Genomic DNA, 17,900 nt, shown 5'->3' with positions numbered 1-17,900 from the left:
GTTGGACGCAACTGCACACTACGCCATGGCCCCGTTGTGGTGGGCTTAGTTACGCACTGGCTGCGCGCAGGGCCGCGTCAATTTTTTCGATGGTATTCATATTTCGGGTGGTTACCAGAAATTTGGAGGCTACCTTGGTGAAGTGTTTTGCCAAAGGGGTACCCAGGCTGTCACCGCGCTCGACCTCCCAGCAGATGCCATGCCCCAGCGAGGCAAGGCGTTCGGTGGCCGTGGGATCCGGGGCGCTCTGAAGGATCCCTGCTGCGTCTTCTGTGGTGCTGGTGAGTACCAGATAGCGGTGGCGCGCGATCCCATCTTCGGGTGGAACAAAGGGATAGTTCTGGACAAAATGGTCCAGTTGCGTAGCATCTTGCACGATCACCGGGATTTCTCGGCCGTAGTGCTCGAGCAGGGCAGCTTCAATACGATTCTTAATGACCAGGGGATCGGCTTCTTCGGCGGCCAGCACCACGTTGCCACTGGCCAGAAAGGTGCGGATACTCTCGAATCCTGCGTCCTGCAGCAGCGTGGTCAGGTCCTTCATGAGGACCTTGACGCCACCGACGTTGACCCCGCGCAAAAAGACAGCAAAGAAATTCATGTGGCCAAGTCTGTGCCGTGGGTGGGTACTTGTCCAATGACGAGTAAAGAATGACGCTCGGGGCCCTAGACCGCAGGATACGGTCTAGGGCCCCGAGCGTGGTGCAATCAGAGTGGCTAGGCGCCCCAGAGTGGCGAGATGGCCTTGTAGAGCTGCTGGACACCCAGGGAAATGAACAGTGCAGCGGTGATGGCCAGCAGGACGTTGGTGTGCAGCTTGTTGGACCAAGCCTTGGGGATGCGTTTGCCGTTGAGCAGGCCCAGCAATGTCACCGCAAGGAACGGCATGAAGAGCGAGCCCAATACGCCGTAGGCCAAGATCAGGCCGATCGGCTGTTCAAGCAGGAACAGAATCATCGGCGGGAAGGTCAACCATAGGACATAGAACTTGAAGTACTTGCCGCCCACGCGAGTGTCGGGGTGACCCGATTCCTTGCCACGCATGTTCCCCCAGAAATCGGCGAACATCAGCGAGACGCCATTCCACACGCCAATGATTGATGAGAAGGAAGCGGCCCAGAAACCGATTAGGAACCCGGTACCCACCACGTCTCCGTACTTCTCGTTGAGCACATTCGTCAGGTCGAGCAGCCCCTTGTCACCGGCGCTCAGTGAGACACCCGCGGCGCGAACCACCTCGGCACCAACAATGAGCATGGCAATGACAAAAATTCCGGTGATCACGTACGCCATGGAGTTATCAATGCGCATGACCTTCATCCACTTGGGCGTGTACCAGCCCTTTTCACGGAGCCAGTAGCCGTAGGCCGCTAGGGTGATGGTGCCGCCCACGCCGCCAGCCAAGGCCAGCGTGTAAACCAAACCGCCGGAAGGAATCATGGGGATGAGCCCCTTGAACATCTCGGGAATGTTCGGAACGGCAATGACGGCCAGACCAACGACGGTGACGAACATGATGCCCACCAATACTGCGGTGATCTTCTCGAAAATTTCGTAGCGGCCAAACCAGACCATGACGAATCCGGCCAGACCCATCAGCACCGCCCAGATCTTCAGATCGACCGCCGGGAACATGGCCGCCAGTGGCAGGGCGGCCGAGGACATGGCGGTGGCGCCGTAGACGAAGCCCCAGATGATGATGTACGGGCCGAAGTACCAGGTGGTCCACCTGCCCAGTGACTTCCAGCCCTCAAAGATGGTTTTTCCGGTGGCCAGAGTGTAACGGCCCGCACCCTCGACCAGAATGATTTTCAGTATGACACCGATGATCACTGCCCAAAGCAGGCCATATCCGTAGCGGGATCCGGCCACCAGAGTGGCCACCATGTCGGCGGCTCCGACACCGGTCGCCGCGACCACCAGGCCGGGGCCGACGATCTTCCATTTGGCTGGCTTTCCGCCATCATCATCGATGCGGTCGGAGTGGATAATTTTTGTTGGTGGTGGGGTGTTTCCAGTTGGCATGATTGACTTCCTTGTCCCTCGAAGATGCCTGAGGTGCGAGTGTTGGAATCCGGTGATGGAGTCCGGGCTGTTTCGGGTCGGCAGGTCTCCCGAAACGGCCATGCGGCGGTGCTGCCGCCGGGTTCATGAGGAAGGCGGTGGTGATGGACCTCGGCATCCTTGCCGTGGCACCACCCCGCAATCCTCGTGCGCTGTAGGTCACATTCAAGCTACAGGTGCGCGGCCGGAAGTGGGCCTGCCGCGCCGACTCTTAACACTTTCTTAGCACAAGTGGTGCAGAACCAAAGCGCCAACGGTACGTCGGGTCGAGACGGCACCCCACGTCGCACGGGCATTCACGACCGAGCACCGGAAGGCTAGGATCGCTTCATGACTACGCGTTTGCCCTATGGCTCCTGGCCCTCTCCCATTTCCGCTCAAGACGTCGCGGCCGGAACCACGCCCGTGGGTGGCGGCACCTTTGTGGGAAATGAGATCTGGTGGCTCGAAGGCCGCCCGGCCGAGGGTGGCCGACTGACGGTGCTGGCACGCGAAGCGAAGACCGACCGAGAACCGCGCGAACTGGTCTCTAGCCCCTTCAACGTACGCAGCAGGGTTAACGAATACGGTGGCGCAGCCTGGGCAGCCATCCAGGTAGGCGGTGCCCAGAAGCTAGTATTTGTGAACTTCGCGGATCAGCGCCTATATCTTGCCGGTGCGGACGGCAGCACCCCGGTGCCGCTGACCCCGGACAGTGTCGGCAGCGACGGGGATCCTGCTCTCCGCTTTGCCGAAATTATTGAGGGCACGGATGCCGGAAGCATCTTGGCCGTATGTGAGGATCACCGTACCGAGCTGCGCCGCTACATCGTGGCTGTGCCACTGGATGGTTCGGCCGCCGAAGACGCTCAGGCGCTCACCGAAGTCACCGAATCGTCACGCTTTGTTGCTGCCCCGCGACTGAACCCCTCCAAGACTCGGCTGAGTTGGATCTCCTGGGAACACCCGCAGATGCCGTGGGACGGCACCGAACTGCACATTGCCGACGTGGAAGCCGGGGTGGCCAGCAATGATTCGGTAGTGGCCGGATCCACCACCGAATCGGTGCTCCAGCCCGAATGGCTCAACGACGACGACCTGGTTTTCGTCTCCGATTCCAGCGGCTGGTGGAACCCCTACCTCTACACAGTCGCCACAGGCAATTGCCGAGCCCTGTGCGAACGTGCCGAGGAATTCGCCGGGCCGCTATGGACCGTGGGGCAAAGTTGGTACAAGGTCATGGATCCCAATACTTTGCTCCTCACGCACGGTACTCACGGTTCGGCATTGGCCACGTTGGACGTCTCTACGGGAGAGCTGAAGGAACTGCCCCTTCCCTTTACCCGGGTTTCGCCCTGTGCCGTGCGTGGGAGCCAACTCCTAGCCACAGCCACCTCCTTGTTACAGGGAGATGGGTTGCGATTGATAAACCTGGAAAGCCTCGAGACGATTAACGTGTCCCTGGCGCTGCGCCAGCTGCCGGAACCGTTGGCGCTGCCCGGAGCCGAGGCCATGGAGTTCACCACGACAGATGGGTCACCGGTGTATGCCCACGTTTATGCTCCCAAGTTGGGGGACCTGCAGGGACATGAGGGGGAGCTGCCACCCTATGTTGCCTTTGTCCACGGTGGGCCCACCTCCCAAGCCTTCGCCCAACTCTCGTTGTCCATTGCCTACTACACCTCCCGCGGCATTGGTGTGGTGGATGTGAATTATGGTGGCTCCACGGGCTTCGGACGTGCCTACCGTCAACGCCTCAACGGTCAATGGGGTGTGGTTGATGTGCAGGACACCGTCGCGGTGCTCGACGGCATGGTGGCGGTGGGCTTGGCAGATCCCCAGCGGCTGGCCATCGAAGGCGGATCCGCCGGTGGCTGGACGGTATTGAGCGCACTGACCACCACCAAGAGGTTCTCCGCCGGCATCTCGCGCTACGGAGTCTCGGACCTGGTGGGACTGGTGCGTGACACCCACGACTTCGAGTCCCGCTACATGGAATCCCTGGTGGGGCCCTACCCCGAGGCCGCACAGCTCTACGCTCAACGTGCCCCGATCAACCACGTGGAAGATATCAGCTGCCCGGTGCTGTTGCTCCAGGGGGACCAGGACAAGGTAGTTCCTCCGGCCCAGTCTCAGGTGGTCGCAGACGCACTGGCGGTCAACGGCATACCTCATGCCTATGTGCTTTATGCGGGGGAGCAGCACGGCTTCCGGCGTGCGGAAACCATCATCAACGCGCTGGAAACCTCGCTAGGGTTCTACGCCGCAGTCTTCGGTTTTGAAGCAGATGTCCCGGTGCTTAACCTTTCCTAGAAATAAGAGAATGAGGAAATCGTGACCACTAACGGAAACGTGTCGTTCTGGTATGCCGCCGACGGTCTGCCAACGCCTCGGCCCGCGCTCGCCGGTGACCTAGATGTGGACCTGGCCATTGTGGGGGCCGGGTATACCGGGCTGTGGACTGCCTACTATCTGGCGAAAGCCGATCCGACGTTACGGATCGCGGTACTAGAATCTCGCTTCGCCGGCTTTGGCGCCTCGGGGCGTAATGGAGGCTGGCTGGCCAATACCATCACCGGCGGTCGCGATGGATACGTCAAAACCCATGGGCGTGCACTGGTGGGTGACTTCCAACGGATGCTTAACGAGACCATCAACGAGGTCATTCGGGTTGCCGCAGCCGAGGGCATCGATGCAGATATTCACAAGGGTGGGGAGCTGCTGGTGGCACGTAATCCCGCGCAGTTGAGCCGTCTGGATGAACTGGCACTGGAACAACAGAAGTGGCCGGAGGATGATGCCTATCGCCTTTCGGCGGACCAGACCGCCCAGCGGATTAATGTCGCAGGAGCCTTGGGCTCTATGTTTATCCCACATTGTGCCCGCGTCCACCCGGCCAAACTGGTACAAGGTCTGGCACAAGCCGTGGAACGGCAGGGAGTGACGATTTTTGAAAACACCATGGTCACGCAGATCAACGCGGGGACACCAACGCGCACACCGAGCGCGGTAACCGAACGCGGAGTGGTGCGGGCACACCATGTACTGCGGGCCACCGAAGGGTTCACAGCTAATCTGCCGCAGGCCCACCGCGACTGGCTACCGATGAATTCCTCGATGATTGTCACAGAACCGTTGGATGCGGCAACGTGGTCGCAGATCGGCTGGGAGGGCCGAGAGACTCTCGAGGATCTGGCCCACGCTTATGTGTATCTTCAACGCACGATGGATGGGCGCATAGCTCTGGGTGGGCGCGGGGTGCCCTATCGTTATGGCTCGCGTACCGACATGGACGGTGCAACCCAGGAAAAGACTATCCAGACGTTGCACCGCATCTTGCGCGAGATGTTCCCTGCGGCCGGCGAGGTAAAAATTGATCACGCGTGGGCTGGCGTATTGGGAGTTCCGCGCGACTGGAAGGCGAGCGTTAACTACGACCCGTCCACGGGGCTCGGTTTCGCCGGGGGATACGTGGGCACCGGTGTCACCGCCACCAACCTCGCCGGACGCACGCTCGCGGACCTGGTCTTGTGCAAGGACACAAAGGAAACGACTATGCCGTGGGTTAATCGCAGTGTGCCCCGCTGGGAACCTGAGCCACTGCGCTGGCTGGCGGTGCAAGGCATGTACGCGATGTACCACCGGGCCGATGTGCAAGAGGCAGCCGGACGCGAAAACATCGCACCGATCGCGCGCCTTGCCGACAAGATTTCTGGGCGTTAAGTGGCTTAGAAAACGGCAGACATATTCTGGTGTAATTAGCGGGAAGTCCCCGTGTTCACACACCAGCATCAAATCAGGTGCAAGAAGAGGTGAATAGACTGGGCTGCCCTAAGAGAAGTAGACCCCATTCTTGGCGTGATCTCCCAGCCTTGGGCTGGGAGATCACGCCAACAAATGCGGTGTAGTAGCTAGCTAGAACGCTAGTTAGCCACCAATAACGCTTGCATTCAGAAGCGACGAAAGCGTAGCTGATCCCAAGGAAGCAATAGTCGTGCCATTTGCATCCTTGAGAACCAGAGTAGCGGTGTACGACTGCAAAACCTGTGCAGTAAGCAACGCGCCCGTGCCGGTGTACCCGAAAGCGATCGGAAGGACAAGGCTACCGCCGCCGGCAATACCAGCCGCAACAGTAAAGTTCGTGGTGGTGGTATCTGCCCTGGCGCCAATTCCCAGAGCGCCGTTGGTGCCGCCGGATGCTGTCCGGTTGGTAACGGTTGCACCTGAAAGAGTCTGAACGCCAATAGCCTTCGGGCGTCCACCCAAGTTGATCAAGGTTGCGCTGTTCGGAGCAATGGTGATGACACCAGTCAGAGGACCAACGATTGCACCAGCAGTGTTAATGACAGTGATGTTCTGTGGGCCGGTGCCAAGTACAGAAGCTGAAGCCACACCACCGTTCAGCAAATCAAGCCAAACCAGGTTTGCCGAAACGTCAGTGAAAGCTACTGTTGCGCTTGCTACCGAGGCACTAGCTGCCGGTGCTGCAATGGCGGCAGCAATGACAGGGACGGACCACGCGGCACCCTTAACGATGGTCCTGCGGCTACTGCTCTTAGCAGAAAAACCCTGCTGTTCAATCTCAGACATACGACTCCCATTTTAGAAAATGTTTGGTGGCGAGGACGTCCCGAATTTGGAACACTCGATTAGAAAGTAAACACTGAACTGTTAGGAGCCGCACCGATACACGTAATCAATGTCGTAAATCGTTACTTTTGTGTCGCGAATTATGCCATCAGGAACGTAACTTGGGAGCAGCAGATGGTCTGGCGATTTCTCAGAGGGAATTGAGAGCGTCGGCGCGAATTCGGGTGGGATGTCGCAATCCTCTCTCGCTGAGTGCACGTCGCATCTGAATCAACGACGTAAAACCTGAGAAAGTGGCAACTTCGTCGAGGGAAAGGACGTTCATTTTTGAGTTGCTCAGTAATCTAGTTGCCAGATCGATTCGTTGATTCTTGATGGTTTGAGCCACGGTGAGATTATTTTTTTTGAATTCTCTTTGCAACTGACGCACAGAGATGGATAGTTCACGCGCTAAATTGGCCGTGTTTAATTCAGGATCATTTGCGGACGCAGCTATAAATGACATCGCCTGGTCGTAGATGCTTTTACGGGAATTTTGATTAACGGTATTACCGTTATTTTCGAGAATTATTCCAGAGATCATTTCCTGCAGCAAATTTTCTATAAAATAAGACGAAATCGAGGATAAGTCAGATTTTTGAACTATTATTGACGCAACAAAATCACGCGCAGCCCGCGCTAAGACCGAAGGATTGCCTGTGCCTATTATTTCAAATGTGCAACATAGTCCGAATTCTTTAATTGTCTGAATTGGTATTCGAATTCCAGTAATTATAGAATCAATTTTTTGAACAAGTTCAAAACTGCACGTATCGTCGAATGCAAGAATTGTACCTACTGCGAATTTATGCGACTCCAATTTACCTGAGTCATTTACAACTATAGTACCAGATCCACTATCAATGAACATTAGAAACAAATTATCGAATTGTCTATATCCTATTTTGTGGAACGTTCCGGTTGGAACGGTGGAGTGGTAGATGGTTGTCTCACCGAAATGAGTTCCCCAAGTCAAAATTTCTTGACCTTGGTTGGACTCCAGAGGATTCGTGTACCTAGATTCCAACGATATCGGAGGAATCAGCGGTAATGGTTCGCTCAGCATGAATTTGGACGGGGATATGAACCGCGTTGCTACCATGGCGTCGCCTTAGAATGTGGGATTATCTTGTGCCAAGCAGAATCCAGTAGTTAAATCCCCCGAATCGGAGCTCGAGAGGAGTGGAAAGTGGTGGTGACCGTAAGGTCATTTGGCGTCAGCATTTATTCGGTCAGGAGCGTTCGACGATTCCTTGATCTGTGAGGACGGCCAACTGATTGTTTAACATGAGTTCGGCGTCAGATGGCCGGCCATGCTCCGCCACGATCTCATCTAGTAATTCGGCACTAGACTTCCAGCTGGATAGTGACTGCCATATTGCTGGGCCGATACCGGAAAGCACAAAATACTCCTCGTTAATGAGAATCGCAATCTCGTTACTTAGCAAGATCGCATCATCGACCTGAACTCGTCGGTAATACCCGGCGGTCGGCGCAGCGGTGTTAGACATTCCTACTTCCAAGGCCGTCCATTCGCCTACCTGGTGCAGCCACTGCGAGGCCAAGAGATCATTTACCACGGTTGTAAGATCCGAAGCTTCGCTATAGTGCAGACGAATAACACCGCCGAGACTATCTATCTGTTGGCAAAGCTGAACTAGTCCCCGGTCAAGGTGCGCAAGGGAAGAAATCTGAGGAATAACCTGGCTCAAGGCTTCTGCGATCGGTAGCGTCTCCAATGTCGGTGTTATTCTTTCGCCGGATCGATCACGGTCAAGAATAGCTATCGCAGCAACATAAGGCTCAACGTTAGGGTGTATGAGATTGAGATCTTCGGGCGAATATTGAGTCTTGGGCCGCTGCTTGCTGGCTGGCAGCAAGGACAGAGGCTTGGCATACGGGTGTAGCCTGCCATCAAGGCCGAACGCAGCTGTTTCATCTGTGACGTAGCCCAGTGCCTTGGCGAGATTTAGTGTCGCAGTCGTCTTTCCGGTTCCCGACTCAGCAGTCAGGATAATTGTAGCGCCGGTGTCAGGGCAGCTTAGGGCGGCCGCATGAAACATGAATAGTTCACCACGACCGGATTCTATAGCTTTGAGCGTTGCCCAACTTACAAGGTTCTCATGAAATTGAGTCCAACTTAAGGACGTTGGACGGTTCAGTGTCTCGAAATCCTGCGTCGCTTCAGAATCGATGGCCAATCGGGCGTCACAACGAGCCCAAGTGTGAAGAACTATGTTGGCCTCGAGTGCAGAAAGACCACTAATTTGAACTGTCGTCCTGATGACGTCAATAAGCACAGAGTGAGTGCTATCTGATTCGATCAATTCCTCGCTTGCGTGAGAATGGATGAAATTTTCAGAAATTTTCATTGTTCCTATTTCGCCGGATGAAGGCCGTGGAGTCCGAATTCGAAAGCCGTGAACTTGAAATTTTTAAGAGTGTGAGATCTCGAATCTTGCGATTCTGTCCAATAGCGGAGCCAGATCCATAACCATGGCGTCGAAGGCTGTATCTCCTCGGCGGTACGGATCCTCGATGTCCAATTTTCCGTCAAGGTGCGTTCGGGCCTCGTGGCGCTTCAACACCGCGTTGGCACGAAGCTCTGTCCAACGCTCGGTACGCGTCTCCGGGCTATTACCGCGCGGTAATTCGATGTTCTGATCGTCATGAATTGCATCTATGACCGCAGCAAACTCTCGAATTGTGTATGAGCGCTTGAGCATCTTTGGCGATAATTCCACAACAGCCGTTCGATGTTCTTCCGTCATAGCCAACACAAAGTCGACACTGGCCAGAGTGTTTTCATTTAGTTGCCGCGCCATGAAAGCCATGTCGCTGCCGTTCTTAAGAGTCAGCCGTTGCGCGGCGGATGGTTCCATGGGATGACCCACGAGGGCCTGAGTCCCGGCACTCCGGATTACAAACGCACCGGGTGCAATTTCATCGAGTTGATGCTGCAATAGTCGTTCGGCATAGGCAGAACGACAAATATTCCCGGTACACACCATCAATAGTGAGATCATGCTTCGATCATACGGGATTACGCAGTTGGCAAAGGCTGACTTAAGATTGATGACATGACCTCGAAACCCGAAGAATTGCGTTGGATTAAATCGTCGCGTTTGGCCGTTGTTAGTTCCGAAGAGGATAGCCGTTTCGCTATTCTAAATTTGGATGCCTCGCAACCTGTGGTTCTTACGGGATCCGGTGCGGCAATTTGGTCTGCTCTTGATCAATATGATTCAGTGCCATCGATGGCCTTGAAGTTATCTGTTGACTATGATATCGAGATAGAAATCTTAATACCGCAAATAAGGAACTTCTTGGAGCAGCTTGCGGCCCAAAGGCTGATAGTCACACCCAAATGATTTTTTTGACCTAAAGGGTTCAGCAATATATGGGTGATTAGCGCGAGTGTGAAGATCAGATTATCCATCACCTATATGGAACCGCTAGGATCAAAGTGATAACCATGAGCGTTTGTGCCATGCGAAAAAATAAGACACGTGCCAAGAACGCCAGGGAGCAAAATCTGTGGAACCGACCGAGATAAATTCTGAGTCTGGCGCTGACCTTCGATACTACGTAAGAGTCTTATTCAGTTTTTGGCGCGGAATCGTAGCAATTTTCTTAATTTGCCTACTGCTTACCTTCGCCTGGACTTTGCTTCAGCCACGCATTTACGCCGCTTCTTCTTCGGGTTTGGTCATCGCAGGAGACTCGGAAAATATCGGAAATGCCTTGGCCGGCGACAGTTTGGCGAAGTCGAAAGCAGTTGGCTACAAAAGCATCGCTACTACCCGCCCAGTTGCGGACCGAGTCATCAACGACATGAAACTCGACGAGACCGCTGATTCCTTGCTTGGACGCATAGAAGTAACGGTACCAACCGGTACCGCTGAAATCCGTATAACGGCTTCTTCGGAAGGCGCGGAGGAGGCGCGCGGACTGGCGAATGCATGGGTCGTTGCCCTCGCAGATCAGATCAAGGAACTGGAATCGGCATCAGTCGATGGCGCTGAACGCGTATCGGCCGTGAACTTGCACCCGTTGGGGCAAGCAGTTTTGCCATCTACACCTGTCTCGCCCAACACCAAGCTTGCATTAGCTCTTGGAGGCCTAGTTGGACTGGCGATCGGTGCCGCTTACGCGATGATTCGCAATCATCTGGACCGCCGAATTCGTTCGGCTGAGGCGCTGGAATTGCTTGGACTTAGTGTTGTTGGAACAATTCCGGAAGACAAGCGCCTCATGGCACAACGCGCAGTTGTGGAAACCGGTGCTATCGACCACGGTGACCGCGCAGCACACGCATTCTCGGAGGCACTACGTGAATTGCGAACAAATCTTAATTACATTGACGTAGATAACCCGCCCCGGATCATCGTCATGACCTCATCCGTTCCAGGCGAAGGTAAATCCTCGGTCACTGCAAATCTGGCAGTAGCCATTGCATCCACAGGTAGGAACGTCGTATTGGTCGATGCTGACCTGCGTCGCCCGGTTCAAACTAAGTTGTTTGATCTAATTGAGGGAGCTGGACTTACTGACGTGTTGAGCCACAGTGCAGATATTGAAGATGTCCTTCAACCCTATGGTCCGGTTCCCAATTTACAGTTACTTGGCTCGGGCCGTATTCCACCTAACCCTTCCGAGTTGCTCGGCTCAAAGGCCATGAAACTTCTGCTGAAGGAGTTGGCGCGGGATGCAGTGGTACTCGTTGACGCACCACCACTTCTTCCCGTCACAGACGCTGCAGTACTCAGCACAGCTGCCGACGGTATTCTCGTTGCTGTCCGCGCAGGGAATACAACCAGTGACGAAGTCAACAAAGCATTGCACAACCTACGAAAAGTTGATGCAAATATCTTGGGTGCAATCCTGAACCAAGTCCCAACCAAGGGCGTCGGAGCGGCACAGTATGGCTATTACGGTAAATATTACTACTCGAATACAGAAGAAGATTCGATCAAATCTGGCAAACCCAGCAGCAGATTGAAGAAACCAACGCCGCCGAGGGCATCGCCCTATCCGAATTCGGAGGCAACGCCAGCTTCAGCTTTTCCAGATACTCACATCGGCGGAGACCCGGAATTTCGGCGGTTACGTCGAAATCGGTAGACTCTCATATGCCTCTGACAAGTTTGATTTCTACCCGTAAGAGAGATAATTCCTCTACTTGTTTAGCAGAAGTTATGTGTATCGGCCCCGGAACCAACTCAGGTTCCGGGGCATTATTATGTTCTGTGTGATAGCTGGTGGCCCCGAATGAAAGTCTCGGACATTGTGACCCCTCGAGAATCCGGCTTCTTCCGCCACGGCCACCTTCATGCTGCAGCCATACCGCGTGAAAGAGTAAGTCAGTTCAAATGAGCATGGTACGAACAAGGTCTGCACGCGTTGTCAGCAGAAAGATTGGCAACAGCGGCTCTGATCCGGCGTCGGCGCGAGCAGAGCCAGATCATCCACAACACCATTTGGATTGAAACTGGAACGTAAACTTGCGCGAGATGGAAGGCATCGTTCAGGAATTGATGAGCCCGTTTGGGGCCGGTGGCTCCAACCCAGGGAAATACTCGCCCCCAACTGGTGCCAGCGGTGGCTCCCAACCGGATTAATGGGCGCGCTCAAATAGCCCCTCTTTGTAGCGCCGTTCTGGCTAACCGAACTCATCGGACCGGTTTTCACGAAGTTTTGAGATTCAGTGTCCACTACGTTGCGAGGTTACTTACACCCCAAGACGTCAGTACAGCACTACCTCCGGAGGCTATTCAGCAGGTGGTCCCCGAAACGTCGAATGCTCAATCTGTCAACGGCAGTTTGAAACTGCCCACTGACGGCCAACGAAAATGACCACTGACGGCAATCCACTGACCACCAGTGGCAATGAGAATTGACCACTGACGGCAAGAATATTGACCGGTCGAACGGGACGCCGCGCTGATGGCCACCGGCGTCCCGAACCTTATGCACGTCGTTAGCTCATCGGCAGGGTCCCCTTCCCAGATTGAGCTTGGAGCAGCCGGATCGATTCACCATTGGTCTGTCAGACATGCGCGTGATGCAACAACCGATCCACGGTCGCCGTAGCCAACGTCTTAGGCTTCAATTGATCAAAGCCCGCAGGGTGAATATTGGAACTGATCGCCAAGGAACGCTTCTCATAGGCAGCATCCACGATCCGGTAGAACCCCTCGGCGGCATCATCAGAAACTGGCAATAGCCCGATATCGTCAATACAGATCACGTCGGAACCGGTTCCATTGGTGATGGCCTTGTTCAGGCTGTCATCGATTCGGTGTCGCACCAAAGACCCTAGATCCTCCATGCTCAGCCAAGATACGCTCATTCCCGCATCGATGGCCTGATGCCCAAGGGCTTCGAGCAGCATCGATTTCCCCGTGCCGGCTGGTCCGCATGCGATCAGGTTCTCCTTGCGCCTCACCCATTCAAACGTGCGCAAATAGTGGGTGGTGGCGGTGGGGATACTAGAAATCGACGCGTCCCATGCTTCGAAGGTCTTCCCTGACGGGAACCCGGCACGCTTGCGGCGGGTGTCGAGCATGGACTTATTTCTCCCGGAAGCTTCGGCTTCCAACAGGAGGCGCACGGCTTCGGCCGGATCCCAGAGTTGGGCCTTGGCTGTGGTGAGGAGTTCCTCGGCAATTTCTCGAGCGTGGGGCATCCGATTGGTGCGCATCAACTCGATGACCATGCTGATGGTAGCGTCTTGCGCGATGGCCGGAGCCGGGGATCCGGTGGTGTTAGTTTTCATCGTTGCCCTCCGAAATTTCTGTGGCGCCCTCATCGGTGACCGGTTCATCGGTGGTGCCGAATCCGGCCCACGCACCGGTACCTTGAGCCAGAATCTGGTTCGGATCCAGGACCATACGAGTCTCACTCAGGTAGCCCGGAGACCTATTGGTATCAATGATTGAGAGTAAGTCTTCGTGGGTGAATCGGTGGTGCACCGCAGCACCTCCGAGCCCGTGGTCGACGCTGGTGACACCCAGTAATTTGGCGAGCTCCACGGCGGCGGCCATCTTCACCCGGATCTTCCCGACCCCAGCTGCCGTAGCTTCCTTCAGCCAAAGCTTCGCGCCTTCCCCAATGTCTAGGAAGGCTAGATCCGCATCATTTTTGCCCTTCGGTTCGCGCTCCAAGGATCCTGCAGGACGCGGAGGGAAGTGCGCGTCAAGCACCGACGGAACCCCGGGACGGGTACGTTGGTGCCGGGCGACCTCCGTAGGTCCTTGGGCTCCGACGTGCACGATGATGATCTCATCGTTTCCGTTCTGTCTCACCCAGACACTTTGGCCCATCAACTGGTACGGAACTGAATAGCGGGACTTCTCAAAAGTCACCATTGGCGTGTTCGGTGGCACCACCCGTCCGTGACCCAACGCCAAGGCGAAGGGTTCCTCTGGGACCCGGTGCAGGACTGATCGTTCAAAGTTTTCCAACATCTGTGAAGGGATCTCCAGCGTCGCCGAATGAACACGGTTATTGACCTTTTCCATGAAGGCCGTGCAGGCGGCCTCGACCTGCGCGAACGTGTCATAGGTGGGTAAGAGATTCGCGTCGGTAGGGACCATGTCTGCTTTGGCAAGGTGCACCGTTTTTTCCACGCCGCCCTTGGTGGCGGGATCTGCCGGCATACAGGTATGAATGACGGTGGAATAGTGCTGCGAAAAGGCGACCGCTTGCGGGTTACGCACGGGCAACCCGGCCACGTGTTCGATCGTCACCAGCTTCTCGTTGTCAGTCAAAACGTACGTAGGAATCCCACCAATCAACCGAAACGCACGGTCCAAGGCGGAGAAAACGTTTGGTCGTTGCCGGTTCCGCATCACGAACACAATGCGGAATCGGCTGAAGTCCAGCCATGCGCAAAACAGTACGGTCTTGGCTCCATCAATGACCGGTCCATCGCCGAAATCGTATTGGAGCCAGCGACCAGGTTCCGGGATCCATGTCCGGTGCGGGCGAGCTTCGGCGGCTCGGTAGTCTGCTTTGATCTTGGCCACGACGGTGCGCGTGGTGCGTTGGGATCCGGTGTATCCCAGGGCGACGAGGCGTTCGTGGGTGATGTCCCCGCGGATCTTTCCTCTGGAGGCGTCCACCCAGGCCTCGATCTGTTCCATGAAGGGTTCAGCTTTGGTGGAGGTGCGGTGGGCGGCTTCGTTGCTGCGCCCTTCGTCGCGGGCTTTGATGAATGCGCGGACGGTGTTGTGAGAGACGCCGCAGATTTCTGCGGTGGCACGGTATGACTTGGTGAGGTCGTAAGTAGCTAGAATTTCCATGAACTCCCCTGGAGACTTCATATGAGCCCCTTCCCTTTAAATGCGGGTTGAAAAAACGATTGGCATCGCTATTTCATCGCAGTGGGGAGGGGCTCGCCTCGTTTCCACGTGAGGCCTGGGCAATGAACATCACCAGCGTGGAGGGCGGGTATTCCGGTGTCGGGAAACGGGTCGGAAGACGTTGCCGCTTGCGGTCAAAACCGTTGCCGTCGGTGGTCAGTCTCATTGCCGCTGGTGGTCAGCGGGGATTGCCGCCTGTGGTCACTTTAGAACTTCCGCTGACACAATCGCGGGCAGATAATAGACCCAGGCGTCACTACATTGTCGGAATAGCACTACGAACAAGCTAATACATGATTTCTTCCTGACGCTATTTGGCAGTGGTCGAGACGACCATCTTCATCCGGGCCCTAGACCGTGTAGCGCCTTCCGCTCGTGGTTCCCAGACCAACGCCTACAGCACGTCTTTGAGGAGGAAGGCGTTCAGGCTAGAGAATCTGCAGGGCAGGCATGTAGTAGAGCACGCAGTGCATCTATTTGGTCCCCGGATGTTGATTTATTAGGAAAATCAAAAAACTTTGTGAAAATGTTCTATCCATTTTAAATGGAATTCAAGTAAACGAGATCGATAAATTTTCTTCATCAAATTTAAGGTTTATCTTCCGCGCAATCTTTTTGCTGTAATAAAAATCGCAAATGGTGCACGTTTCAAAAGATGTATCCAATGTTTAGTCAGGATTCGATTATATGTTTTACGGTTAGCGTTGAGTATTGAAATATTACTGACGGCAAGGCCTTCGCGACTCGGGATGAATACGCGATAGAGAACGATCAGCTTTCGCCTCCAAGGAGCTCTTAGAAACTCCATGAGCTTGAATGTACTTCCGTAGCCCACCGTCGTCCGAGATATCCAATCTTCGGAGGGTGGGTGGATGGAGAGGGCCTCTAGATAAGATGGGTAGGCATCTTCTAGGAACGGTCTCATTGCCGCCCATGAGTCAGTGCCATCAAGAATTTCTTTCATTATCGGCCATTTTGGCAACTTATCCGAGAATCTTAAGAAATCATAGTCAGAATGTGCGTTTTTTGAATGGTAGATCTCAGTGCTCGGAAGATTTCTCAGTGCATGAGTAATCTGAATTACGACATGTCCAGGGAATGATGGTATGAATGCTTTAAATCCAGCAAAGTAATGAATTGTTGATTGTTTATTCAACGCCGCAAACGCTTCTTCCGGTTTCGCCTCTAACCCTGGAAATCGAAAATGGAGATCAATGTCGGACGGCCAATTCTCATGATAGAGAGTGTGTGAGTGTCTTGGAATTCCCAACCCATCTTCGGAAGGTCTAATTAACCAACCATGAATCTTTAGCCTATTAATAAATATGTCTATTTCTTCTGGAAGCGCAAGAACGTCGATATCGGACGAAGCCCGAGGTGGTCTTGCCTTGATTGATACGGCGGCAGGGCCTTTTATGAATAGACACTGAAGACCGGCTTCAGCTGCAATTGATGCAACGAGTGCTGCGGCGAGTTCGACGGCCTCATGGGGATAGAGGTGTGCAACAGGCAAAAGCCCGGAATCGGAAGTGTTCATATGTATAGCTTACGGTTGGCGTCTAAGCCGTGAGTACAAGCTAAGTTTTGTGGAAAAACCTATAAGTATTCAGGCTGCCGTTTGCCCTGAACTGAACCGAAACACAGATCTTCAGTAGGCTCAGGGCCGTTCCGTTCCAACCCCAAGCGAACGTTGACCTGACTAAAGTGAATATTTGCTCCTGTGAGGGCCAGCAATATTGCCAGGGGGGACCATCGCGGGAATCAGCGAATATGCGATTACCCTACGAGGGAACCCCAGCGGCATTGCTGGGATCCACCTTACCGTCGCAGGTGGCTGTTTTCGTGCCGTGAGGCGGCCGGGGCGGAAATGGACAGATTGCCCAGGACAATCCGATCTGCGTTGCAAGGCTCTGGACGAACACGCCCGGATTCTTCCTGTCGGTGTGGAACGACCACTGGCGGAACCTGCCACGGGAAAGTGCCTCCGCACGCCGTTTGAGCACAAGTCAGGCCGGCACCACCGGAAAGTACTGCGCACGCAGACTCTTGATTCGAGCCCGGCGCCCGCAGTCAGGCCCGGCATCCACGACGACGCGGTCATGGTCCGAGTCATCCAAACCCCTTTTGGATCGATGCTGGAGGCATCGAATATGCGGGCGAAGCTCGACATGGTTCAGCGTGGTGGAATCCGTTGGGACAGGTGGCTCCCATCCGGGCAGCTGCTGGCCCCAACCGCAATAATCGGTGGCCCCAAAGCGTCGAATACTCACTAAATGCTGAATAGCCTCAGGAGGTAGTGCTGTTCTGACGACTTGGTAGAGCTGTTCTGGATACACACAAAGCCATGAGATCGGTTGTCCACGAAGTGCTGAGATTCAGTGTCCACGAAGTTGCGAGGTTACACACCGGGTCGCCAGAACATCACTACCAAGAGGCGCTATTTGGCACACTAAAAGGAAAAATGACGTCAAGTTGTAAATGAAAGATGCTATGTAGCAGGATATTGATGACAAAACAGCACTCCTTCATGGTGACACTTCAGGACTGTTAATCCATAGGTTCATGCGATGAACCGAGCGGATGCGAAACCCAACGAACCCATCGACGCCCGACTGGTGAGCCTAGAGATTTCGGACAGTGGACCCTGCCTTGCCCGTTCAGGATCACCACCCAAGCGGACGCCGAAGCGGGCGCGAAGATCCCGGATTTGGTGAAGCAGGACTTAACTGAATATTTGACTCTTTGAGAGCCACCACCGTGCCCAGAGTCGAGTTCGTGGGCGACATAACCTACATTCACACATGGCAAAGTTTCATCTGATTGGCGGCCAGCATCGACTGATTTTCGATGCCAAACAGCGCC

General features: G+C 54.8%; 13 protein-coding genes. 4 read left to right on the top strand and 9 right to left on the bottom strand.

Going from position 1 to position 17,900, the window contains the following annotated elements:
- Window positions 1-49 precede the first annotated feature (49 nt).
- Together KUF55_RS14505 and KUF55_RS14500 are read right to left on the bottom strand one after the other, a co-directional pair.
- Window positions 50-601 carry a DUF1697 domain-containing protein gene (locus tag KUF55_RS14505; RefSeq protein WP_218817050.1) on the bottom strand — a complete coding sequence of 184 codons (552 nt, stop codon included), beginning with the start codon at window positions 599-601 and terminating at the stop codon, window positions 50-52.
- A gap of 116 nt (window positions 602-717) precedes the next feature.
- The gene (locus KUF55_RS14500; protein ID WP_218817049.1) at window positions 718-2,025 is read right to left on the bottom strand and encodes an Nramp family divalent metal transporter; all 1,308 of its coding nucleotides are present in this window, start codon (window positions 2,023-2,025) and stop codon (window positions 718-720) included.
- A gap of 369 nt (window positions 2,026-2,394) precedes the next feature.
- Between KUF55_RS14500 and KUF55_RS14495 the strand changes: the two genes are divergently transcribed.
- Together KUF55_RS14495 and KUF55_RS14490 are read left to right on the top strand one after the other, a co-directional pair.
- The gene (locus KUF55_RS14495) at window positions 2,395-4,356 is read left to right on the top strand and encodes a prolyl oligopeptidase family serine peptidase (RefSeq protein ID WP_218817048.1); all 1,962 of its coding nucleotides are present in this window, start codon (window positions 2,395-2,397) and stop codon (window positions 4,354-4,356) included.
- 21 nt (window positions 4,357-4,377) lie between these two features.
- On the top strand, window positions 4,378-5,766 hold the full coding sequence (locus tag KUF55_RS14490) for an FAD-binding oxidoreductase (RefSeq protein WP_218817047.1): 1,389 nt from the start codon (window positions 4,378-4,380) through the stop codon (window positions 5,764-5,766).
- Window positions 5,767-5,970: 204 nt separating this feature from the next.
- Here KUF55_RS14490 and KUF55_RS14485 read toward each other — a convergent pair whose 3' ends face one another.
- The 4 genes from KUF55_RS14485 to KUF55_RS14470 form a co-directional block, all read right to left on the bottom strand.
- On the bottom strand, window positions 5,971-6,633 hold the full coding sequence (locus KUF55_RS14485) for a hypothetical protein (protein WP_218817046.1): 663 nt from the start codon (window positions 6,631-6,633) through the stop codon (window positions 5,971-5,973).
- Between the two features lie 190 nt (window positions 6,634-6,823).
- Window positions 6,824-7,543, bottom strand: a complete 720-nt coding sequence (locus KUF55_RS14480; RefSeq protein ID WP_218817045.1) for a helix-turn-helix domain-containing protein — start codon at window positions 7,541-7,543, stop codon at window positions 6,824-6,826.
- A 361-nt stretch (window positions 7,544-7,904) separates the two neighbouring features.
- On the bottom strand, window positions 7,905-9,044 hold the full coding sequence (locus KUF55_RS14475; RefSeq protein WP_218817044.1) for a hypothetical protein: 1,140 nt from the start codon (window positions 9,042-9,044) through the stop codon (window positions 7,905-7,907).
- A gap of 63 nt (window positions 9,045-9,107) precedes the next feature.
- Window positions 9,108-9,698 carry a low molecular weight phosphatase family protein gene (locus tag KUF55_RS14470; RefSeq protein WP_218817043.1) on the bottom strand — a complete coding sequence of 197 codons (591 nt, stop codon included), beginning with the start codon at window positions 9,696-9,698 and terminating at the stop codon, window positions 9,108-9,110.
- Window positions 9,699-9,752: 54 nt separating this feature from the next.
- Here KUF55_RS14470 and KUF55_RS14465 point away from each other — a divergent pair, with 54 nt between their 5' ends.
- On the top strand, window positions 9,753-10,043 hold the full coding sequence (locus KUF55_RS14465; RefSeq protein WP_218817042.1) for a PqqD family protein: 291 nt from the start codon (window positions 9,753-9,755) through the stop codon (window positions 10,041-10,043).
- Window positions 10,044-10,209: 166 nt separating this feature from the next.
- Complete coding sequence (locus tag KUF55_RS14460) at window positions 10,210-11,796, top strand: polysaccharide biosynthesis tyrosine autokinase (RefSeq protein WP_218817041.1); 1,587 nt, start codon at window positions 10,210-10,212, stop codon at window positions 11,794-11,796.
- A gap of 925 nt (window positions 11,797-12,721) precedes the next feature.
- Here KUF55_RS14460 and KUF55_RS14455 read toward each other — a convergent pair.
- The 3 genes from KUF55_RS14455 to KUF55_RS14445 form a co-directional block, all read right to left on the bottom strand.
- Window positions 12,722-13,450, bottom strand: a complete 729-nt coding sequence (locus KUF55_RS14455) for an ATP-binding protein (RefSeq protein WP_304623516.1) — start codon at window positions 13,448-13,450, stop codon at window positions 12,722-12,724.
- Window positions 13,440-14,999, bottom strand: coding sequence for an IS21 family transposase (gene istA / locus KUF55_RS14450; RefSeq protein WP_255557065.1), 1,560 nt, complete (start codon window positions 14,997-14,999; stop codon window positions 13,440-13,442). The genes KUF55_RS14455 and istA overlap by 11 nt, the downstream gene beginning before the upstream one ends.
- Window positions 15,000-15,633: 634 nt before the next feature.
- On the bottom strand, window positions 15,634-16,575 hold the full coding sequence (locus KUF55_RS14445) for a nucleotidyltransferase family protein (RefSeq protein WP_218817040.1): 942 nt from the start codon (window positions 16,573-16,575) through the stop codon (window positions 15,634-15,636).
- Window positions 16,576-17,900: the final 1,325 nt, after the last annotated feature.

The sequence above is a fragment of the Paeniglutamicibacter sp. Y32M11 genome (assembly GCF_019285735.1).
GTDB lineage: Bacteria > Actinomycetota > Actinomycetes > Actinomycetales > Micrococcaceae > Paeniglutamicibacter.
The sequence above is the reverse complement of the archived record's forward strand: the minus strand, read 5'-3'. Positions and strand labels throughout refer to the sequence as shown.